The organism is Streptomyces sp. NPDC001709 (assembly GCF_053596375.1).
The window spans coordinates 186577-207531 of record NZ_JBSFGB010000007.1; the positions used below are offsets into that span (position 1 = coordinate 186577).

Here is a 20955-nt window from a genome sequence, read left to right on the forward strand (position 1 = left end):
CACGGCGGGGGCACAGGCCCACCCCCACAGGAAAGACACCCGCGGACACGTCATCACCGGCCCGGACAGCGGATACTGCACGGCACGGCTCAGGTGCACCACCACAGGAAGCGGGTGCAGGTCTTGGTGGGTGAGGGTGTCGGGGACGGGTGCGATGTCGTCGGGGCGCTGGACGGGGTTGCGGCCGGCTGGGACGGGGCGGGGTTGACGGGGGCCTTGGGGGTGGCTCCGGAGCCCGTCGCGGCGGTCTGCCGCGCCGCACCGGTGTCCTTGGCGCCGGGCGACTTGGACTCCTTCGGGGACTTGGAGGCGGACGCGGAGGCCGAGGCGCCCGGGGAGGCGGAGTCGGACGGGCCCGGGGCCGCGCCGGCGGTGTCGGCGGCCGGGTCCGCGGTGACCCCGGGGGACGCGGAGGACGTGCCGCCGTCGGCCGCGGTGTTCCCCGTCGTGCCCGGCCGTCCGCCGGAGAAGGGCGAGAAGGGTGCGTCCGTGCCGAGTTCGGCGAGGCTGAGGCCGCCCGCGGCCAGCACGAAGCCCGCGGTGATCACAACGGTACGGCGGCGCCGGCGCCGGTGTGCGGCGGCCTTGCGGTCGCGGCGGCTGCCGTCGGCGTCGGCGGGGCTCACGGTGGCGCTGCCGCGCCCCCGGCGCCGGGCCGCCCGGCCACCGGGCTCGGGGTCCTGTTCGGCGGCGGCCTCGGGGTCGGGCTCAGGGTCGGACTCGGGGTCGGAGTCAAGGTCGGGGTCGGTCGGGGGCTCGGCCTCGGCCTCCGGTTCCGGGTACCACTCGTGAGGGGCGCCGTGCCCCTGGGAAGGGACGTGCACCTCGTACTCGCCGTACCCCTGGGGCGGGGTGCCGTAGGCGGCCTGGGCGGGCAGGTGACCGCCGTAGCCGGGCGCCTCACCCGTGCCCGTGCCGGCGCGCGCGTACGCGACCGTCGCTTCCGCGGCGGAGCGCGCCGGTGTTCCGCAGCCGGGGCAGGCCAGGGCGCCGTTCAGGTGCCGTTGGCACGGGTGGCAATAGTCCATGACGCCGGAAGACTAGATTCCCCGTCGGTCATGTTCCTAGGCGCGACTGTGAAGGTTTCGTAGAGCAGCGAAAGAATTCTCGAAAGCCTTGTCGAAACCGTTACCTGTTCGCCCCATTGACACCCCCGCCACCCCGTCCTTACTGTCACGCCAGCATTTCGAACGTGTGACGAAATCTCGAACAGCTGAGAGGCAACTGCCGTGCGCATCACCGGAATCAGCACACACGTGGTCGGCACGCCGTGGCGCAACCTGACCTACGTCCAGGTGCACACCGACGAGGGGATCACGGGAGTCGGCGAGACCCGGATGCTCGGTCACACCGACGCGCTGATCGGGTATCTACGGGAGGCCGAGGCCAATCACATTCTCGGCTCGGACCCGTTCGCGGTCGAGGACCTCGTACGCCGGATGAAGTACGGGGACTACGGCCGAGCGGGTGAGATCGTCATGTCCGGCATCGCGGTCGTCGAGATGGCCTGCTGGGACATCAAGGGCAAGGCACTGGGCGTGCCGGTGTGGCAGCTGCTCGGCGGCAAGGTGACGGACAGGGTCAAGGCGTACGCCAACGGGTGGTACACGACCGAGCGAACGCCCGAGGCGTACCACAAGGCCGCGCAGGAGGTCGTCGCGCGCGGATACAAGGCCCTGAAGATCGACCCCTTCGGCACCGGGCACTTCGAGCTGGACCACGAGCAGACCCTGTACGCCGTCTCCCTCATCGAGGCCGTACGCGACGCGATCGGCCCGGAGGCCGAGCTGATGCTGGAGATGCACGGCCGCTTCTCCCCCGCCACCGCCGTCCGGCTGGCCAGGGAGCTGGCGCCCTTCAAGCCGGCCTGGCTGGAGGAGCCGGTGCCGCCGGAGAACCTGAAGGCGCTGGAGAAGGTCGCGGCCAAGGTGGACATCCCGGTCGCCACCGGTGAGCGGATCCACGACCGGATCGAGTTCCGGGAGCTGTTCGAGAGCCAGGCCGCCGACATCCTCCAGCCCGACGTCGGCCACATCGGGGGCATCTGGGAGACCCGGAAGCTCGCCGCCACCGCCGAGACCCACTACATGCTCGTCGCCCCGCACAACGTCGGCGGGTCCGTGCTCACCGCCGCCTCCCTCCAAGTCGGCTTCACCTCGCCGAACTTCAAGATCCTGGAGCACTTCAACGACTTCGCCGACGCGGAGATCAAGAAGGTGGTCAAGGGGGCGCCGCAGGTCGTGGACGGGTACTTCCAGCTGTCCGACGCGCCCGGCCTCGGGGTCGAGCTGGACACCGACGCCGCCGCCGAGTTCCCGCAGCAGCAGGCCCGGTTCGACCTGTGGGCCGAGGGCTGGGAGCAGCGCAAGCCGAAGGGGACGAAGTGACTTACCACGGGTCGCAGGTCGTCGTCGAGGCGCCGGGCGAGCACCGGGTCACGGAGCACACGCCCCGGGACCCCGGCCCCGGCGAGGCGCTGGTCGCCGTGCACGCGGTCGGCATCTGCGGCAGCGACCGCGAGGTGTACCAGGGCAGCCGGCCCGAGGGGTACGTGCGGTACCCGCTTACGCCCGGCCACGAGTGGTCGGGGACCGTGCGGGCCGTGGGTGCCGGGGTGCCTTCGACCCTCGTCGGCCGCAAGGTCGTCGGCGAGGGCTTCCGCAACTGCCAGGTGTGCGACCGCTGCCACGCGGGCGAGACCACGCTGTGCACGGCCGGGTACGAGGAGACCGGGTTCACCCAGCCGGGCGCCATGGCCGCCACGCTCACCCTGCCCGCCCGGCTGCTGCACCCGTTGCCGGACGACGCCGATCTCACCGCCGCCGCGCTCCTGGAGCCCGCTGCCTGCATCGCGGCCGCCGCGCTGAAGGCCGGGGCCCGGCCGGGCGAGCGGGTCGCGGTGGTCGGTACGGGGACGCTCGGGATGTTCGCCGTGCAGTTCCTGAAGGCGATCTCGCCGGTGGAACTGCTGGTGGTGGGCACCCGGAACGACCGGGAGGCGCTCTCCCGGCAGTTCGGGGCGACCGACTTCCGACTCAGGAACGCCGAAAATCCAGCGCTCCCGGACGACTTCGACGTCGTGATCGAGACCGCCGGGTCCGCGTCCGCCGCGCGCACCGCCGCCTCCCTGCTCAGGCGCGGCGGACGCCTGGTCCTCACCGGCATCCCGGCGCCGGGCGCCGACGGGCTCGACCCGACCGATCTCGTCGTACGGCAGCTGGAGGTGCACACCGTCTTCGGGGCGCCGCCGGACGCCTGGGCGCACACCGTGCGGGTGTTCGGCGCCGGGCTGCTCCACCCGCTGCCACTGGTCACGCACGAGCTGCCGCTGACCGAGTTCTCCCAGGCCATCGATCTCGTCGGCGCCGGCGACCCCAAGGTGGGCAAGGTGCTGCTCCGCCCCTAGCCGTACGCCGGTCGGGGCGTGACCTGACGGCGCCCCGACCGGCGTACCCCAAGGCCCGAGGCCGTGGCCTTTTCACACCCAGAGCCGCGAACCTTGTCCGAAATCTCGAACACTAAGGACAGCTTGTGACCGACGCTTCCGCTCCGGCAGCCCGCAGGCCCGGCGAACAGGTGCTCGCCGCACTCGGCCTGGGCGCGCCCGCACTCGACCCGGCCGACACTTCCCCCCACAGCTTCCCGGGCGGTGGCCGCTGGCGCACCGAGATCCCCTCGTGCGAGGGTCCCGAAGCGCTGGCGGTCGTGCTGAAGGAGGCCTCGCGCCTCGATGTGCCGATCCACCGGATCAGCCAGGGCAGCGGCGTGTGGATGCTCACCGACGCCGAGATCACCGAGATGGTCGAGGCCACCGCCGCACGCGACATCGAACTCTGCCTGTTCACCGGCCCGCGCGGCACCTGGGACATCGGTGGCTCGGTGCGCTCCGACTCGCGGGGGGCCGGACTGCGCGCGCGGGGCCACGACGCCGTCGCCGGCTGCGTCGAAGACGCCGTACGGGCCACGGAGCTGGGCGTCAAGTGCCTGCTGGTCGCCGACGAGGGCGTGCTGTGGACGCTGCACCGGGCGCGGGAGACCGGCATCATCCCGGCCGAAACCACACTGAAGGTCTCGGCGCTCATCGGCCCCGTCAACCCGGCCTCGTACGCCGTCTACGAGCGGCTCGGCGCCGATTCCCTCAATGTGCCCAGCGATCTGACGCTGGATCACCTCACCGAGATCCGGCGGGTGTCGGGCGCGCCGATGGACATGTACATCGAGGCCCCCGACGACCTGGGCGGCTATGTGCGGATGTACGAGGTCGCCGAGCTGATCCGGCGCGGCGCCCCGCTGTATCTGAAGTTCGGTCTGTCCAAGGCGCCCGGCATCTACCCGTGGGGCACCCATCTGCGGGACCTGACCCTGGACACCGCCCGGGAGCGGGTGCGGCGCGGCCGCCTCGCCCTGGACCTGCTCGCCCGGCACGGCGCGGACGGCGACATGGCGCCGCTCGGCTCGCGGCTGCCGGGGGCTTTGAACCGGTTCCCCGTCGAGCGCTCCGCGGGATGAGCGAGGGGAACCGCGGGCCGTCTGCAACCGCCGGCCGCATGTGGCTGGGCGCGCCCACGCGGCGGTAGCCGCACATCGATACAGCCCCGCACCCCTTACGGGGCGCTTCACCGACCCCGCAAGAACATCTCAACGCCGAGAAGAACAAGGACGGATCACCATGCACAACCGCAGAGCCGCACTCGCCGCGATATCCGCGACCGCCTCCCTCGCCCTCACCCTGACCGCCTGCGGTCAGAGCGGCTCGGGCGGCAGCAAGGAGAAGACGGGCGACGTCAAGGGCGCCACGATCGGCATCGCGATGCCGACCAAGTCCTCCGAGCGGTGGATCAACGACGGCACCGACATGGTCAAGAACCTCGAGGCCAAGGGCTACAAGACCAAGCTGGTCTACGGCGAGGACGACCCGAGCACCCAGGTCTCGCAGATCGAGAACATGATCACGCAGGGCGTCAAGGGCCTGATCATCGCGGCCATCGACAACAAGTCCCTCAACAACGTGCTCCAGGAGGCCGCCCAGGCCCACATCCCGGTCATCGCCTACGACCGGCTGATCCTCGGCACCAAGAACGTCGACTACTACGCCTCGTTCGACAACGAGAAGGTCGGCACCCTCCAGGGCACCTACATCGTGCACAAGCTCGGCCTGGACAGCGGGAAGAAGGGCCCGTTCAACATCGAGCTGTTCGCCGGGTCCAACGACGACAACAACACCCAGTACTTCTTCGACGGCGCGATGAAGGTGCTCCAGCCGTACATCGACAAGAAGCAGCTGGTGGTCAAGTCCGGGCAGACCAAGCTCAACCAGGTCACCACCCTGCGCTGGGACGGCACCACCGCCCAGAAGCGCATGGAGGACATCCTCACCTCCTCCTACAAGAGCGGCAAGGTCGACGCGGTGCTCTCGCCCTACGACGGCATCTCCATCGGCATCATCTCCGCGCTGAAGTCCGACGGCTACGGCTCGGGCAGCAACCCGCTGCCCGTCATCACCGGCCAGGACGCCGAGCTGGCCTCGGTGAAGTCGATCATCGCGGGCCAGCAGTCCCAGACCGTCTTCAAGGACAGCCGCAAGGAGACCGCGGTCGCGGTGTCCATGGTCGACGACGTCCTGCACGGCAAGAAGCCTGAGGTCAACGACACCAAGACCTACACCAACGGCGCCAAGGTCGTCCCCGCCTACCTGCTCCAGCCGGTGAGCGTGGACAAGACCAACTACGAGGACGTCCTGGTCAAGGGCGGCTACTACACCGAGTCCCAGCTCAAGTGATCCCGCCCATCCGCCCGACCCCACACTGATTGGAAGGCACGACCATGGCGGGACCCGTCCTGGAAATGCGCTCGATCGTCAAGACCTTTCCCGGTGTCAAAGCGCTGTCGGACGTCACCCTGACCGTCCGGCAGGGCGAGGTCCACGCCATCTGCGGGGAGAACGGCGCCGGCAAGTCCACCCTGATGAAGGTGCTCTCCGGCGTCCATCCGCACGGCACCTACGAGGGCGAGATCCTCTTCGAGGAAGAGGTCTGCCGGTTCAAGGACATCCGGGCCAGCGAGCAGCACGGCATCGTCATCATCCACCAGGAGCTGGCGCTGGTGCCCTACCTCTCCATCGCGGAGAACATCTTCCTCGGCAACGAACACGCCACGCGCGGGCTCATCAACTGGCGCGAAACCCTGCGCCACGCCACCGAACTGCTGCGCCGGGTCGGCCTCGACGAGCACCCGGAGACCCGAGTCGCCGACATCGGCGTGGGCAAGCAGCAGCTCGTGGAGATCGCCAAGGCCCTGTCCAAGCAGGTGAAGCTGCTGATCCTGGACGAGCCGACGGCGGCCCTGAACGACGAGGACAGCGGCAAGCTGCTCGATCTGATCCTGGAGCTGAAGAACCAGGGCATCACCTCGATCATCATCTCCCACAAGCTCAACGAGATCCGCAAGGTCGCCGACTCGGTGACGATCATCCGGGACGGCCGGTCCATCGAGACCCTCGATGTGAAGGCGCCGGAGACCACCGAGGAGCGGATCATCGCGGGCATGGTCGGCCGCGACCTCGACCACCGCTTCCCGGAGCGCACCCCGCACCAGCCTCAGGAGGGCGCGGCCCCGGCGCTGGAGATCCGCAACTGGACCGTCCATCACCCCATCGACCAGCAGCGCAAGGTCGTGGACGACGTCTCGATCAGTGTCCGCCGGGGCGAGATCGTCGGCATCGCCGGGCTGATGGGCGCCGGTCGCACCGAACTCGCGATGAGCGTCTTCGGCCGCACCTACGGCCGGTACGCGGGCGGCACGATCCTCAAGGACGGCGTCGAGATCCGTACGAAGTCCGTCGCGGAGGCGGTGGAGCACGGCATCGCGTACGTCACCGAGGACCGCAAGCACTACGGCCTCAACCTCATCGACACCATCAACCGGAACATCTCGCTGACCGCGCTGAGGAAGGTCGCCAAGCGGGGTGTGGTGGACGAGCAGGCGGAGCGGCAGGTCTCCGAGGGTTACCGCAAGTCGATGAACATCAAGGCGCCGACGGTCTTCGAGCCGGTGGGCAAGCTGTCCGGCGGCAACCAGCAGAAGGTCGTCCTCAGCAAGTGGATCTTCGCCGGTCCCGACGTGCTGATCCTGGACGAACCCACCCGCGGTATCGACGTGGGCGCCAAGTACGAGATCTACACGGTCATCGACCAACTGGCCGCCCAGGGCAAGGCGGTCGTCTTCATCTCCTCCGAGCTGCCCGAACTGCTCGGCATGTGCGACCGCATCTACACGATGGCGGCCGGGCGGCTGACCGGTGAGGTGCCGCGGGCCGAGGCCACGCAGGAAGTGCTGATGCGCCAGATGACGAAGGACAAAGAGGTAACGCGATGAGCACGGACGTCACCGACAAGAGCCCGGCCGCCGCGCCGCCGGGCAAGGGCGGACCGACCGCCGGCGAGGGTCTGTTGCAGCTGGTGCTCGGCGGCCTGCGCCGCAACATGCGCCAGTACGGCATGCTGATCGCGCTCGGTCTGATCGTCGTCCTCTTCCAGTTCTGGACCGGCGGCGACCTGCTGCTGCCGCGCAACGTCTCCAACCTGGTGCTGCAGAACAGCTACATCCTGATCCTCGCGATCGGCATGATGCTGGTGATCATCGCCGGGCACATCGACCTGTCGGTCGGCTCGATCACGGCGTTCGTGGGCGCCTTCGCGGCCGTGCTGACGGTGCAGCACCATGTGGCGTGGCCCGTCGCGCTGGTGCTGTGCCTGCTGGTGGGCGCGGTGGCGGGCTCCGTACAGGGCTGCCTGATCGCGTATTTCGGCATACCGTCGTTCATCGTGACCCTCGCCGGGATGCTGCTCTTCCGCGGTCTGACGGAGATCCTGCTCAAGGGCCAGACCCTCGGCCCGTTCCCGAACGGCCTACAGAAGATCGGTAACGGCTTCCTGCCCGAGGTCGGCCCGAACACCAACTACCACAATCTCACCCTGCTCCTCGGCATCGTCCTGATCGCCTCCGTGGTGTGGCAGGAGGTGCGCGACCGGCGCCGCCAGCAGGAGTTCTCCCTCGACGTCGTCCCCGTGAAGCTGTTCCTGCTCAAGCTCGTCGCGCTGGTCGCCGCGATCCTGGCCCTCACCATGCTGCTCGCCAGCTACGACGGCGCGCCGATCATCCTGATCATCCTCGGTGTCCTGGTGGGCGGCTACGGCTACGTCATGCGCAACTCGGTCTTCGGCCGCCACATCTACGCCATCGGCGGCAATCTGCCGGCGGCCAAGCTGTCCGGCGTGAAGGACAAGCGCATCACCTTCCAGGTGTTCCTGAACATGGGAGTGCTCGCGGCCCTGGCGGGTCTGGTGGTCGCCGCCCGCCTGAACGCGGCCTCGCCGAAGGCGGGCGACGGCTTCGAACTGGAGGCCATCGCCTCCTCCTTCATCGGCGGCGCCTCCATGAGCGGCGGTGTCGGCACCGTCCTGGGTGCCATCATCGGCGGTCTCGTCCTCGGCGTGCTGAACAACGGCATGAACCTCCTCAGCGTCGGCACCGACTGGCAGCAGGTCATCAAGGGCCTGGCCCTGTTGGCGGCGGTCGGCTTCGACGTGTGGAACAAGCGCAAGTCCGGTTCATAAGTCAGATCGGGCCCCGCCACCGACGGCGGGGCCCCTCCTCTTTCGGGAGCCGCATCCATGGAACTGAACAGACGCACGGTCATAGCAGGAGCCGCGGCGGCCGGCATCGCCGCCACCACCCTCGGCTCGGGCAGCGCCCAGGCCGCCACCGGCTCATCGGGTTCGCCGGGTTCGTCAGGTTCGTCGGGAGGCAGGAAGCCGGTGAAGGAACCCTTCGGCAAGCTCGCCGACGGCACGAAGATCTACCGCTGGTCGCTGGAGAACGGCGGCACCCGGCTGAAGGTCCTGAACTGGGGCGGTGTGGTCCAGGGGCTGGAGATCCCCGACCGGCACGGCCACTACGCCAACGTCTCGCTCGGCTTCGACAACATCGACGACTACGTGGCGAAGACCCCGTACTTCGGCGCGCTGATCGGCCGGTACGGCAACCGCATCGCCAAGGGCCGGTTCACCCTCGACGGCAAGAGCTACCAGCTCTCCGTGAACGACGGCGTCAACAGCCTGCACGGCGGCAAGCAGGGCTTCGACAAGCACGTGTGGGACGTCGAGCCGTTCACCGACGGTTCCGACGTCGGCCTGCACCTGCACTACACGAGCGTCGACGGGGAGATGGGCTACCCGGGCACGCTCAAGGCGAGGGTGACGTACACCCTGAACCGGCACGGCCAGTGGCGCATCGACTACGAGGCCACCACCGACAAGCCGACCGTCCTCAACCTCACCAGCCATGTCTACTGGAACCTGGCCGGCGAGGGCAGCGGCACGATCGAGGACCACGAACTGCGGATCGCGGCCTCCCGCTACACCCCCACCGACTCGGGCCTGATCCCGACGGGCGAGCTGGCGAAGGTGGCCGGCACACCCTTCGACTTCCGCCACGCCAAGCCGATCGGCCGCGACCTCCGCGCCGGGCACGAGCAGCAGGTGCAGGCCAAGGGCTACGACCACAACTGGGTGCTGGACAAGGGCATCACGGCGCGGCCCGAGCACGTGGCGACCCTGCGCGACCCGCGCTCCGGCCGCACCCTGAAGATCGCCACCGACCAGCCGGGCCTGCAGTTCTACTCCGGCAACTTCCTCGACGGCACCCTCACCGGCACCGGCGGCCGCACCTACCGCCAGGGCGACGCGCTCTGCCTGGAGACCCAGCACTTCCCGGACTCGCCGAACCATGCGGACTTCCCGTCGACCGTGCTGCGCCCGGGGCAGACATACCGGACGTCGACCATCCACACCTTCGAGGCGTGAACCACCTCACACCGCTGGTGAGTTGAACGCCACGGTCACCCCTTCCGTATCCCAGGGTGGCCCGTGCTCCCCCGCACGGGCCACCCTGAAACGGAGGTCCCTTTGGCCGGCAACGTCACCTCGTTGTTCCGCGGCACCGACGCGCACAGCCCCTCCATGGCGGCGCTGACGCGGGAGGGCGGCGACGGGACCGGCCCGGTCGACTTCTGCATCCCGTGCAACCCGTACTTCCCCACTCCGGCCATGTTCGACGAGCTGGCGATCCGGTTGCGCGAGATCATGACGTACTACCCGAGCAGCGCCGACACCATCACCGGCGAGCTGTGCTCCCTGCTCCAGCTGCCCCCGCAGTGCGTGGCCATGGGCAACGGCTCGACGGAACTCATCACCTGGATCGACCACCTGCTGGTCCGCGAGTCCCTGTCCGTCCCCGTCCCCACCTTCGGCCGCTGGACCGACCAGCCGATGGAGACCGGCAAGCGGGTCGACATGTTCCCGCTCCAGGAGGCGAGCGGCTTCGCGCTGGACCTCGCCCAGTACGCCGAGTTCATCCGCGCCCGGGGCACCCGCGTGGCGGTCGTCTGCAACCCCAACAACCCCGACGGCGGCTATCTGCGCAAGCAGCAGGTGGTCCAGTTCATGGACGCGATGGCCGACCTCGACCTCGTGGTCGTGGACGAGTCCTTCCTGGAGTTCGCCGACGCGGAGACCGAGCCCAGCGTCGTCCAGGAGGCCATGCTCCGCCCCAACGTGGTCGTGCTGCGCAGCCTGGGCAAGAACTTCGGGCTGCACGGCATACGCTTCGGCTACCTGGTCGCCAATCCGGCCCTGGCGGGCCGCGTGCGGTCCATGCTCCCGAAGTGGAACCTCAACTCCTTCGCGGAGTACGTGGTGTTCATGCTGAAGGAGCACGGCCCCGAGTACGCGCAGAGCCTCCAGCAGGTCCGCCGCGACCGGCTGGAGATGGCCAGCCACCTGTCGGCGCTGCCGGGGCTGACGGTGTACCCCTCCCAGGGGAACTTCCTCTTCGTACGACTGCCCGTAGGCGCCGAGGGCACCGTGGTGCGGGACCGGATGCTCACCGAGCACCGGATCCTGGTCCGCGAGTGCGGCAACAAGATCGGTTCCTCCAGCCGCTTCCTGAGACTCGTGGTGCGCCCCCAGGTCGACGTGCGTCGCCTGGTGTCCGGCCTGGAGCAGGTGCTCTACGGGTCCAGGAGGGGAGCCGCCGTACCCGAGCTGGGCACCGGGACCAGCTACAGCTCGGGTACGGCGGCGGTGGACCGGCTGGTGAGCGAGACCAATGGGGGCGGAGTCCCGGGGCTGGCCGCCCAGGCACAGGCCATGGCCGCCGCCCTGCCCGCTCCCGCCCCGGCCACCGGCACCGGCATGCCGCTCCCCGCCGCCGTGCAGCCCGGCGCCGGGATGCCGATGCCGGCGATGCCTCAGCCCTTGCCCGCGGTGGCTCAGCCGACCCCCGCGCCGGTGCCGACGGCACCCCAGCCGGTGCCTGCGGCGGCCCAGCCGGTACCCGCGCCGCAGCCCATGGCACCCGTACAGCAGCCCGTGGCCCCCATGCCGGTCCCGCAGCCGGGCCCGGTACCGACGCCCGCTCCCCTGCCGGCCCCCACGCCGGCGCCGTCCCCCGCCGCCGCAGCCGCCCTCACTCCCCCCGGCGTCCCGGCGCGGGGCGGCCTCACGGCGGCCCAGGTACGTGGCATGACGGCCCCGGCCCCTGTCCCGGCCCGGGGCCTGGCCCCGGCCCCGGCCCCGGCGACGGGCTGGCCGAACGCCCAGAGCTGGCCGAACGCGGCAGGGATGGGACAGGCGGCGGGTTGACGCCCACGGCCGGACTCGCGGCCCCCCGCTGTACGCCCCTGCGCGCGACCGCCGAGGCGCCGGCGCCCCCCGTGTGGGGGATGTGCTCCGGGATTGAGCGACGAGACGCTGCCTGCGCTGGGCGCCCGTAAGGAGGGTCCTCTCGTGGCAGGAATCGCTCGCCTCGTACTCTGCGCCGTCGCGTTCTCGTCGCTAGTCCTCGCGAGCGCCGACGTGGGGCACGCGGGTACGGCGGCCGGCCATCGCATCGACCTCGCCTCGGCGCCGAAGACCACGGAGAACGACGCGCTCACCTTCAACGCGGCGACGTGGGCGGATCTGCAGCGCGTGACGGGGGCGGACCCTGGCGTTGACGTGGACACGCGGGGCAATGGCCGCGTCTTCGTCGATTTCCCCTGGGGAAGGATCATGACGCCGACGCTCCCCAACATCGTGGCACGCTCGCTCGACCGCGGTGACACCTTCCGGACCCTGTTCGACGAGAGTTGCCCGACCGGCAACTCCCAGCCGCACTGCGGTGATCCGGGCTTCGGCAACAGCGCCCTCGCGCTCTCCCCTGACAATGACAACGTCTACCTGTCCGGAATCGCGCCCGGATTCGGGTCCCTGACGGCGTCCGCTTCCTCCGATGCCGGCGACACCTGGCCGAAGTTCAACCCGGTGACTTTGCCGGGAGGCACGGACCGGCCCTGGTTGCTCGCCCCGGGCGGCCGGACGGCGTACCTCGAGTGGGTCAACCTGGCGCCGGCGAGCATGGGGCAGCCGGACGCGCAGTACGCGACCACGCGGGACGGCGGGGCCTCGTGGAACGTCGATCCGATTCCCAAGTACGCCGCGGGCGGTGCGACACGACTGGTGATGGACCGGTCCACCCAGAGCCCTGCGCACGGTGCCATCTATCAAGTCTTCGGCGTACTGGACCAGCTGGGGAACCCGACTCGGACGGCCCGCATCGCCGTTTCCACGGATGCCACCAAGACCTTCCACACCCACGACGTCGGGGACGACCTGGCGTGCGGCGGCTGCCAAGGGGTGCCGTCCGGATTCTCCCTGCCGTGGGTGACCACCGATACCGGCGGAAATCTCTATGCCGTCTGGGGGACGGACAGCGGTTCCGACGTCGTCATGAGTACGTCGAACATCTCGGACCCGGCCAATGATCCGACGAAGGGCGGCAACCCCGGCAGCAGGTGGAGTACGCCGGTCCGCGTGTCGACGGGGGCCGCGGAAACCGCTGTCGTCAGCAACGTCGTGGCCGGCTCGCCGGGCAACGTCGCCATCGTCTACTACGGGACCGGGGGCTCCGGGATCCCCGACACCCAGCCGGCCGACGCCGCGTGGCACGCGTTCGTCGCGCACTCGGCCAACGCCCTCAGCGCAAGCCCGGACTTCACGCAATCGGTCATCGACCATCGCGTGGTTCACACGGGCCCGTTCTGCACCGATGGACAGGGGACACACTGTTCGGGCGGCCATGACCGCGGCCTGCGCAACTGGATGAGGGTGGGCATGGGTCCCGACGGCCGTCTGTACACCGCGTGGAGCGATGACAACAACGACGGCAACCGGACCGGGATCCGCTTCGCGAAACAGCTCACCGGTCCGAGTCTCGTGGCCGGGAACCCCCCGTTCAGCGACCCGGTGCCGTCGAGCCCGATGGCCGATCCCTCCGGCGACGCCACGTGGCCCAATCGCATCACAGGCGGCACCAACCTGCCCGGGGCCGACCTCACCGGCGTCGCATTGGACAGGCAAGGTGCGAAAATCCGTTTCGATCTGTCGGTTGGCGATGCGACGCGATTCGAGGACGCGGTCAACACGGTCCCCTCGGCCGGCCGGCTGCTCTTCGTCGTACGGTTCGAAACGGCGGGCCAGGACTATTTCGCGGCGTACGAATACTCGAAGGGCGGAGCGACCCGCGCCTATACCGGACGGATCAAAGCCGGCGACGGTGTCGAGGCCGGAAATTTCCCGAACGCGATTGCTTTTCTCCGCCACAGTCAGGCCGATGACGCGACGGCGACGGTCAGCGGTGACACCATCACGATCACGCAGCAGCTGTCGGCCCTCGACAACCCCCGCACCCTGCTCAGCGTCGTCGGGGCGTCCCTGATCGGCCCGTCCGAGCTGACCGAGAACCGGTCCACATTGCTGAACACCATTGATGCGACACGGGCCTTCGATCACGAGCTGTGACGTACCCCCGCGTCTTCCCCACGCCGGCCGCTTCCCCGTGGCCGTCTACGCTCGGGGCCATGCGCGTGCTGGTGGTGGAGGATGACCGGGAGCTTGGCCGGGTGGTGCTGTCGGGTCTGCGGTCGGCCGGGTTCGCGGTGGATCTCGCGGATCGGCTGGCGGAGGCGGATCTCAAGCTCGCTGTCAGTACCTACGACTGCCTGGTGGTCGACCGGGGGCTACCCGACGGGGACGGGCTGGCTCTGGTCCGGGACCTGCGCCGGGCGGGTGTGCGGGTTCCCGTACTGATGCTCACGGCGATGGATGCCGTGGCGGAGCGGGTGGCCGGGTTCGATGACGGCGCCGACGACTACGTGGTCAAGCCCTTCGCGTTCGCGGAGCTGGCCGCGCGCGTCGGTGCGCTCTGCCGGCGCGCCGAGCAGCCCCGCCCGCCCGTGGCGTTGGTCGGTGACCTCGAAGTGGACCTGGCTCGACGCCGGGTGCGGCGCTCAGGCGTCCTGCTGACGCTCACCGCCAAGGAGTTCGCGGTTCTGGAACTTCTCGTGGCCCGGGTCGGGCAGGTGGTGTCGCGCACCGACCTGATCGAGTGCTGCTGGGACGAGATGGCGGAGCCGGCATCGAACGTGGTGGACGCGGTGATCGCGCAGCTGCGTCGCAAGCTCGGCGCCCCGGCGGTGATCGGCACCGTGCGCGGTGCGGGGTTCGTGATCGATGCCGGGGAGGGGCCGGAGGCCGACGGACCGGTGGACCAGTGATCGCCGGCAGCCCGGCGGTGTCGCGGCTGAGGCGGCTGCGGTGGATGCTGACCGGCCTGTTCACGTTGACCACCACCGTGTGTCTGATCGCCCTGGCCGCGGTCGCGCTGGCGATCGACGCCCGATCGCGCGCCGATGCCCTGGACGGCGATGTCAACCGGCGGGCTACGGCCTTGGCCCGTGCGGTCTACTACGACCAGGGCGTACTGCACTTGGGACCGCTGCGCGAGGACGACCTGGTCCAGGGCCCGGCGGGGGTGGCGGTGGTGGAGTGGGACGCGACGGACCACGCGCGGCAGCGCTTTGCCCGCCGCCCCGTGCTCCTGCCACGGCTGTCCGGGCTGAGCGAGACCGGTGAGCGGGCCAGACACGACCAGGAGACCGTCGTGGAGCGGGGCACCGCCGCCGACGGACGGACCGTCCGGCTGGCGGCGGCACCCGTGTGGGACGACGACCGGATCGGTGCGGTGGTCGTCGCCGTAGGCGACCCTGCGCCGGGGCAACGCGACCATGACCGTCTCGTGCGGTGGCTCGTCCTCGGCGGACTGGGGCTCGTGGCCGCGGCGGCCGGCGCCGGGCATCTGTTGTCGGGGCGGAGCATGCGTCCCGCGCTGCGGGCCCTGGACCAGCAGGAGCAGTTCCTGTCCGAGGCCGCCCACGAGCTGCGCACCCCCCTGGCCACGCTCAGGCTGGTCACGGAGGCCGGTGCGCGGTCACCGGGGGAGTCCGCCAAGGCGCTGGGCGACGCGACACGGCTGGTGGATCAGATGGGGCGGCTGGTGGCCGGCCTGCTGGCCCGTGCGCGGGTACAGGTCGGCACGCAGCGGGTGGAGCGGACGGCGCTCCGGCTCGACCAGGTCGTCGAGCAGGTCGTCGACGAACTACCGGCCTCGGACGCCGAGGTGACGGTGCGGGCCGAGCCCACGGTCGTGCACGGCGATCCGGAGCTGCTGGCCCAGGCGGTGCGCAATCTGATCGACAACGCCCTCAAGCACGGGGCTGCCCCAGGAGAGCGGGCCCAGGTCGACGTGGCGGTCGTGGAGGGCAGGGTCACCGTGCGCGATCACGGTCCGGGGGTGGCCCCGGCCGGGCGGGAGCGGTTCTTCGGCCGGCGGGCGGCGGGACCTGGAGGGGGTACGGGGATCGGGCTGGCGATTGTGCGGTGGGTGGCCGATCTGCACTCCGGCACCGCGCGCATCAGCGACGCCCCCGGAGGCGGGGCCGTAGCCGAACTGGTCATCCCGCGGGAATCAGCCGGTCCGCCCGTGTGACGCCGCGATGGCGCAGGGGCGATGCGGAGACGTGGGCGCTGTGCGAGCCGCGCGGGCGAGGCGGGCTGTGCGGGCCGCCTCACGATTTCCTCATGATGCCGTCGGCAGCCTTCTGGCATGTCCGAGCAACACAATCGCGTGATCATCCTGGCCGCCGGTGTCGCCACCGCCGTCCTGGCTGTCTCCTGCTCGCCGTCGTCCCGTCCCGGAGCCGACCCGACCGCCGGCCCGCCCGCCGGCGTGGTCCGCGTCGACCAGGTCGGCTACGCACCCGGCGAGACCAAGCACGCCTACTTGATGACGTCCCGCCCCGCCGACCGGGCGCCCTTCCGGGTACTCGACGCCTCCGGCAGGGAGGTGCTGTCCGGCACGGCCGGGCCCTCCACGGGGCGTTGGAACAGCACCTACGACTCCGTCCGCACCCTGGACCTGTCCCGCCTCACGGCTCCCGGCGACTACCAAGTCGAGGTCACCGGCCCGCTCCACGCAACCTCGCCGAAGTTCCGTGTGGCGCCCGCCCACGAGCTGTTCGACAAGGTCGTCCAGGACAACGCCCGCTTCTTCACAGCCCAGCGCGATGGAGCCGACGTGGACCCCGGCGTGCTGCGGCGCAAGCCCTCGCACCTGGCCGACGGGCAGGCCACGGTCTATGACACCCCCGTCTACGGTGAGGACGCCGAGCGGCTGCTCGCACCTCTCAAGGCCGTGGGCGGCCCGGCCGACGTCTCCGGCGGCTGGTTCGACGCCGGCGACTTCCTGAAGTTCACGCACACCGCGTCGTACTCCACCGCGAGCCTCCTCCTGGCTGAGCGCACGGCCCCGGCCGGCGCTGCGAAGCTGGCCGAGGAGGCCCGCCACGGGCTGGACTGGCTGGACAAGATGTGGGACGACTCCTCCGCCACCCTTTACGTCCAGGTCGGCCTAGGCGTGGGCGACACCGACGACGGCAGCGGCAAGGTGCGCTCCGATCACGACGTGTGGCGGCTGCCCGAGGCCGACGACGCGATGCGAGTCCGGCCCGGCGATCCCGACTACACGATCAAACACCGGCCGGTCTTCCGGGCCGCACCTCCCGGCGAGCCCATCAGCCCCAATCTCGCGGGGCGGGTCGCCGCGACGTTCGCGCTGGCCGCGCAACGGGACGCCGTAGACGCCCCGGAGCGGGCTCGCACGGAACTGGAGAAGGCCGCCCGGATCTACGCACTCGCCGACACCTCGCCGAAGGGGCAACTGGTCACCGCGTTTCCCCACGGTTTCTACCCCGAGTCGTCCTGGGAGGACGACATGGAGTTCGGGGCCGCGGAACTGGCCCTGGCCGGCGAGGCTCTGGGCGACGACCGGACACAGGAATGGTCGCGCCAGGCCGGCCACTGGGCCAAGCGGTACCTGAACTCGGACAACCTCGGCACCCTCGGACTAGGCGACGTCAGCGCCCTGGCACACACCGATCTCGCGAAGCTGATCGACGACGGCCGACCGAGCGGCGAGGTCAGCCGCGCGCAGCTTGTCGCCGACCTCAAGCGTCAACTCGACGACGGCCAGGCCCGCGCGGCCCGGGATCCCTTCCGAGCGGGTGCCGTCTACACGGACTTCGACTCCGTGCCCCACACCTTCGGCCTGGCCACCACCGCGCTGCTCTACCACCGGGTCACCGGCGACTCCCGTTACGACGGCTTCGCCACCCAGCAGCGCGACTGGGCGCTGGGCGCCAACGCCTGGGGATCGTCCTTCGTCATCGGAGAGGGATCCACCTTCCCGCACTGCCCGGAGCACCAGGCCGCCAACCTCGCGGGCAGCCTCACGGGCACGGGCGACATCCTCGTCGGCGGCGTGGTCAACGGCCCCAACGACGCGGCCAAGCTCAAGGAACTCAACTCCTTCCCGACCATGCGCCCGTGCCCGGCCCGAGCGAGCGACCCCTTCTCCGCCTTCAACGGCCACGGGGGCGGCTACCGGGACCACGTCGGCTCCTGGCAGACCGTCGAGGCGGCCGACGACTTCACGGCCACCGCGTTGCTGACGTTCAGCCTCTTCGCACGCGGAGTCTCCGACTGAGCCACGGCGGCATGTCGACCTCGGGGCCGGGCGGGCGCCGCGCGGGATGGAACTGAGCGCCTTCGTCACTCACGCCGGGCAGTGACCGTCAGGACCTTCAAGGCCACCAGGGGATGGAACAGCAGGACCGGTGAGGCCACCATGTTCACCACGCGTACGAACCTCGTCCAGACGGCCGCGTCCTTCACCGCCACGCGGAAGAGACGTGTGTTGTACCAGTGGGCGAAGCGCGCGGCGAGGGGTTGGCCCTTCGGGGCCCACATCAGGTCCGAGTTGGTGGACAGGGTCCACGGAGCCAGCACCAGACGGCCCACCTTCTTCTGGAATCCGGCGGCGAGGCCGTCCAGCCGCCCGGCCGCGCGGCGCCGCTTCAGCATGTCCTGCAGCAGCTCCGCCTCCATGGCGGCGACCGTCATGCCTTGACCGTAGACGGGGTTGAAGGCACAGACGGAATCGCCGACGGCGATGAGGCGGTCCGGCCAGTCCCTGACGGCGTGGTAGGGCCGCCACTGGTTGTCGACGTTGGTGTAGCGACGGGTGGGCTCCTGGACGGTGCGCCGGGCGATCTGCTCGGCCAGGCGCGGGTTGTCCAGGCTCTCCGCGAACGCCAGGTAGCCCTCGTCGTCGGTCGGCGGCTGGTCCTGGAACCCGAAGAGCGAGCAGGTCCATCGGTCGCGCTCCACGGCGAGCAGCACCCCGGCCCGGGGCACGCTGGGCGCGAACAGCATCTGGTAGGCGACGTAGTAGTCGGGGTGGTCGGGGTGGCTCTTCTCCGGCCGGTCGAAGTTCATCGACGTATAGGTGACTTTGGCCTTCACGGTTCGCTTGGGTGGCACGCTGATCCCCATCGCGTCCAGCCAGTCCACCAGCGAGCTGGACCGTCCGGAGGCGTCGATGACCAGATCGGCGGCCAGTTCGAAGGGCTCCGCGCTCTCCGACCGGCACGTCACGCCGTTCACACGGCCCGAGGAGTCCCGGGTCAGGCCGGAGCACTGGGTGGACGGCACCAGTGTGACCTGGGGCAGTGCGAGCACCTTGCGGCGAATGCGGCGTTCCAGCTCGTCGCGGGTGAAGGACTGGATCCGGATGCCCGTACGCTGCCGTGGCGCGAGTCCGACGGGCAGCAGGAAGTCGACGCCCTCTCCGTAGTCGTATACCGGCGCCCCCGCTTCTCTCAGCTCATCGCGCAGTCCCGGGAAGAGCCGCTCAAGGATCTCCCCGCCCTTGGCCAGCATCGCGTGCGCGTGGTAGCCCTGCGGAGCACCCGGGTGAGCGCCCGTGTCCGCGTCGACGGCGTCCCGTTCCACGAGGACGACCTCGCTGAAGAAGTCGGTCAGTACGCGTGCGGTCACGAGTCCCGCGTAGCTGCCGCCGATGACAACGGCCTTGCCCCAAGGGCGGTCTGTCTTCATGTCGTCTCCCATCCACCCAGTCAACGGCACCACCACGAGCCCCGGCACGGGGCTCGGGAAGCAACCGGGGAGCGCGTGCAGGCCCACGATCATGAGTCCATGGGCCCGCACGCCGTAAGGTCAGATCCGGTCGGCCGCGATGAGGAGGTAGTGGAAGCTGCCCTCCTTGTAGGCGGTGAGGAAGGGGTCCTCGATGCCGGTGGCCACGGACGACTTCGCGCGCAGTTCCCAGTAGGGGATCGTGTCCGGGGTCAGGTCCACCACCTGCATCGGTACGAGGTTGTTCGCGGCCAGTGCCTTGAAGTACTCGCTGCGCGGGTGGATGTTGCAGGTGTAGTGCTCGTCGATCCTGCTGACGGCCTTGGAGCGCATGCCGGTCACGTCGTTGGAGCAGCCGGTGATGCAGACGTAGCGTCCGCCGTACTTCAGCAGGCGGGAGAACTCGGCGAAGAGTTCGAACAGGTCGACGTACATGGTCGTCTCGTTGGTCCAGATCGCCCGGCGGGATCCGGTGTCGAGACGGGTGTCGAGCATGTTGCGGAAGTGGAAGCGGACCTTGTCCATCACCCTGCGCTGCTTGGCCTGCTCGTTGGCGAAGTCGACCTGCTGCTCGGAGATGCTGACGCCGTCCACGTGGCAGCCGAAGCGGGCGTTGGCCATGAAGCTGGTGCCGCCGCGGCCGGAACCGGCGTCCAGGAGGTGGTCGTCGGGGGTGATGTCGCCGAGGTGGTCGAGGAGTACGTCGGCCTGGGCGGTCTCCAGGCGGTGCAGTTCCTCGATGATGCGCTGGTCGCGGGTCTCGGGCGGTCCGGCGAGGACCGAGGGGTCCCATTCGCCGAGGCCGTAGTGGTGGTGGTAGAGGCCGTCGACCTCGCCGAGCTTGATGTTGACGGGGTCCTTCTCCTTGTTCCAGTACTCCGCGACCGACTTCTGGTACTCGGTGCGCAGGACATCGCGCATGGCGATGCTTTCCATCTGGGTGGCGATCTTGGACATGGGGGGATTCCTCACTGGGACTAGGAGCTGGGAGATGGGGGCTGGGCCTGGGGTGGGAATGCGCGAGTTGGACGCGACCGGGGTCAGGCGGCGTTCGCGTTCGCGTTCGCGGTCTCGTGGTAGCGGCCGCTACCGGCGCACCAGGCCCAGGTGCCGGCCAGGAAGCGGCGCGGTTCCGGGGAACCGGTCCGGGCGAGCGCGGCCGCCTCGGCCTCGAAGGTGAGCATCAGCTCGTCGCGGGCGGGCAGTCGAGCAGGCGCCCGAGATCGGATGCCGCCGCCTCCCGGCGGACCTCGGGGGCGGCGGTACGGGCGGCTGCCACGGATACACCACGGCCACCGCGCCCGAGGGCGGCCGCCGAAGTACCGAGTCCGGTGGGCCCGACCGGCAGCACGGCCAAGCCCGACCGCACCACCGCCCCCCAAGCGACGCCCCTACGGCCGAGGGCCCCCGCCGGTACACCCGCTCCGGTCGGACCGGTCGACGGCACGACGGATGCCGGAGACACACCCACCGACGACAGCCCGGCCGCCACAGCAGAACCCACCTCCGCCGACTCCCCGACTAC

At 70.2% G+C, this 20955-nt stretch carries 16 protein-coding genes and 1 pseudogene; 13 read left to right on the forward strand and 4 right to left on the reverse strand.

The features are described 5' to 3' along the window. Positions 1 to 89: 89 nt before the first annotated feature. Positions 90 to 1028: an SCO2400 family protein gene (locus ACWC0C_RS13470; RefSeq protein ID WP_450863869.1), complete on the reverse strand. Its 939-nt coding sequence runs from the start codon at positions 1026 to 1028 to the stop codon at positions 90 to 92. Between the two features lie 201 nt (positions 1029 to 1229). On the opposite strand from ACWC0C_RS13470, the gene ACWC0C_RS13475 reads away from it, so the two are divergent. From ACWC0C_RS13475 to ACWC0C_RS13530, 12 genes are all read left to right on the forward strand, one after another. Then, positions 1230 to 2387, forward strand: a complete 1158-nt coding sequence (locus tag ACWC0C_RS13475) for a mandelate racemase/muconate lactonizing enzyme family protein (protein WP_449197932.1) — start codon at positions 1230 to 1232, stop codon at positions 2385 to 2387. Continuing rightward, positions 2384 to 3406, forward strand: coding sequence for a zinc-dependent alcohol dehydrogenase (locus ACWC0C_RS13480; protein WP_450863871.1), 1023 nt, complete (start codon positions 2384 to 2386; stop codon positions 3404 to 3406). The genes ACWC0C_RS13475 and ACWC0C_RS13480 overlap by 4 nt, the downstream gene beginning before the upstream one ends. Before the next feature lie 125 nt (positions 3407 to 3531). After that, positions 3532 to 4509 carry a hypothetical protein gene (locus ACWC0C_RS13485; RefSeq protein ID WP_450863873.1) on the forward strand — a complete coding sequence of 326 codons (978 nt, stop codon included), beginning with the start codon at positions 3532 to 3534 and terminating at the stop codon, positions 4507 to 4509. 160 nt (positions 4510 to 4669) lie between these two features. Then, positions 4670 to 5779 carry a multiple monosaccharide ABC transporter substrate-binding protein gene (gene chvE / locus ACWC0C_RS13490; protein ID WP_450863875.1) on the forward strand — a complete coding sequence of 370 codons (1110 nt, stop codon included), beginning with the start codon at positions 4670 to 4672 and terminating at the stop codon, positions 5777 to 5779. A 44-nt stretch (positions 5780 to 5823) separates the two neighbouring features. Continuing rightward, positions 5824 to 7374 (forward strand): multiple monosaccharide ABC transporter ATP-binding protein, encoded by a 1551-nt coding sequence (mmsA, locus tag ACWC0C_RS13495; RefSeq protein ID WP_449197936.1) that lies wholly within the window; start codon positions 5824 to 5826, stop codon positions 7372 to 7374. After that, positions 7371 to 8615 carry a multiple monosaccharide ABC transporter permease gene (gene mmsB, locus ACWC0C_RS13500; RefSeq protein WP_450863878.1) on the forward strand — a complete coding sequence of 415 codons (1245 nt, stop codon included), beginning with the start codon at positions 7371 to 7373 and terminating at the stop codon, positions 8613 to 8615. The genes mmsA and mmsB overlap by 4 nt, the downstream gene beginning before the upstream one ends. A gap of 57 nt (positions 8616 to 8672) precedes the next feature. After that, on the forward strand, positions 8673 to 9863 hold the full coding sequence (locus tag ACWC0C_RS13505; RefSeq protein WP_449197938.1) for an aldose epimerase family protein: 1191 nt from the start codon (positions 8673 to 8675) through the stop codon (positions 9861 to 9863). A gap of 102 nt (positions 9864 to 9965) precedes the next feature. Then, complete coding sequence (locus ACWC0C_RS13510; protein ID WP_450863880.1) at positions 9966 to 11702, forward strand: pyridoxal phosphate-dependent aminotransferase; 1737 nt, start codon at positions 9966 to 9968, stop codon at positions 11700 to 11702. A gap of 144 nt (positions 11703 to 11846) precedes the next feature. Next, the gene (locus ACWC0C_RS13515) at positions 11847 to 13898 is read left to right on the forward strand and encodes a hypothetical protein (protein WP_450863882.1); all 2052 of its coding nucleotides are present in this window, start codon (positions 11847 to 11849) and stop codon (positions 13896 to 13898) included. A gap of 59 nt (positions 13899 to 13957) precedes the next feature. Next, on the forward strand, positions 13958 to 14653 hold the full coding sequence (locus ACWC0C_RS13520; RefSeq protein ID WP_449197942.1) for a response regulator transcription factor: 696 nt from the start codon (positions 13958 to 13960) through the stop codon (positions 14651 to 14653). Next, a complete protein-coding gene (locus ACWC0C_RS13525; RefSeq protein ID WP_450863885.1) occupies positions 14650 to 15924 on the forward strand; it encodes a sensor histidine kinase in 1275 nt (424 codons plus the stop codon). Before ACWC0C_RS13520 ends, ACWC0C_RS13525 begins: the two co-directional genes overlap by 4 nt. A gap of 117 nt (positions 15925 to 16041) precedes the next feature. Beyond that, positions 16042 to 17979 carry a glycoside hydrolase family 9 protein gene (locus tag ACWC0C_RS13530; RefSeq protein WP_450863887.1) on the forward strand — a complete coding sequence of 646 codons (1938 nt, stop codon included), beginning with the start codon at positions 16042 to 16044 and terminating at the stop codon, positions 17977 to 17979. A gap of 65 nt (positions 17980 to 18044) precedes the next feature. Here ACWC0C_RS13530 and ACWC0C_RS13535 read toward each other — a convergent pair whose 3' ends face one another. The 3 genes from ACWC0C_RS13535 to ACWC0C_RS13545 all read right to left on the reverse strand — a co-directional run bounded on the left by ACWC0C_RS13535 (position 18045) and on the right by ACWC0C_RS13545 (position 20614). Beyond that, positions 18045 to 19391 (reverse strand): FAD-dependent oxidoreductase, encoded by a 1347-nt coding sequence (locus ACWC0C_RS13535; RefSeq protein ID WP_450863889.1) that lies wholly within the window; start codon positions 19389 to 19391, stop codon positions 18045 to 18047. A gap of 120 nt (positions 19392 to 19511) precedes the next feature. After that, positions 19512 to 20387, reverse strand: coding sequence for a geranyl diphosphate 2-C-methyltransferase (locus tag ACWC0C_RS13540; RefSeq protein WP_450863891.1), 876 nt, complete (start codon positions 20385 to 20387; stop codon positions 19512 to 19514). 83 nt (positions 20388 to 20470) lie between these two features. Next, entirely contained in the window at positions 20471 to 20614 is a 144-nt protein-coding gene (locus ACWC0C_RS13545; RefSeq protein ID WP_450863893.1) for a hypothetical protein, read from the reverse strand. Between the two features lie 147 nt (positions 20615 to 20761). Here ACWC0C_RS13545 and ACWC0C_RS13550 point away from each other — a divergent pair. After that, positions 20762 to 20955, forward strand: a pseudogene (locus tag ACWC0C_RS13550) (hypothetical protein); the annotation flags it as partial.

Coding starts and splice junctions, on each gene's coding strand:
- mmsB (WP_450863878.1), top strand. CDS start 7,371: ATGAGCACGGACGTCACCGACAAGAGCCCGGCCGCCGCGCCGCCGGGC.
- ACWC0C_RS13520 (WP_449197942.1), top strand. CDS start 13,958: ATGCGCGTGCTGGTGGTGGAGGATGACCGGGAGCTTGGCCGGGTGGTG.
- chvE (WP_450863875.1), top strand. CDS start 4,670: ATGCACAACCGCAGAGCCGCACTCGCCGCGATATCCGCGACCGCCTCC.
- ACWC0C_RS13540 (WP_450863891.1), bottom strand. CDS start 20,387: ATGTCCAAGATCGCCACCCAGATGGAAAGCATCGCCATGCGCGATGTC.
- ACWC0C_RS13505 (WP_449197938.1), top strand. CDS start 8,673: ATGGAACTGAACAGACGCACGGTCATAGCAGGAGCCGCGGCGGCCGGC.
- ACWC0C_RS13530 (WP_450863887.1), top strand. CDS start 16,042: ATGTCCGAGCAACACAATCGCGTGATCATCCTGGCCGCCGGTGTCGCC.
- ACWC0C_RS13545 (WP_450863893.1), bottom strand. CDS start 20,614: ATGCTCACCTTCGAGGCCGAGGCGGCCGCGCTCGCCCGGACCGGTTCC.
- ACWC0C_RS13470 (WP_450863869.1), bottom strand. CDS start 1,028: ATGGACTATTGCCACCCGTGCCAACGGCACCTGAACGGCGCCCTGGCC.
- mmsA (WP_449197936.1), top strand. CDS start 5,824: ATGGCGGGACCCGTCCTGGAAATGCGCTCGATCGTCAAGACCTTTCCC.
- ACWC0C_RS13535 (WP_450863889.1), bottom strand. CDS start 19,391: ATGAAGACAGACCGCCCTTGGGGCAAGGCCGTTGTCATCGGCGGCAGC.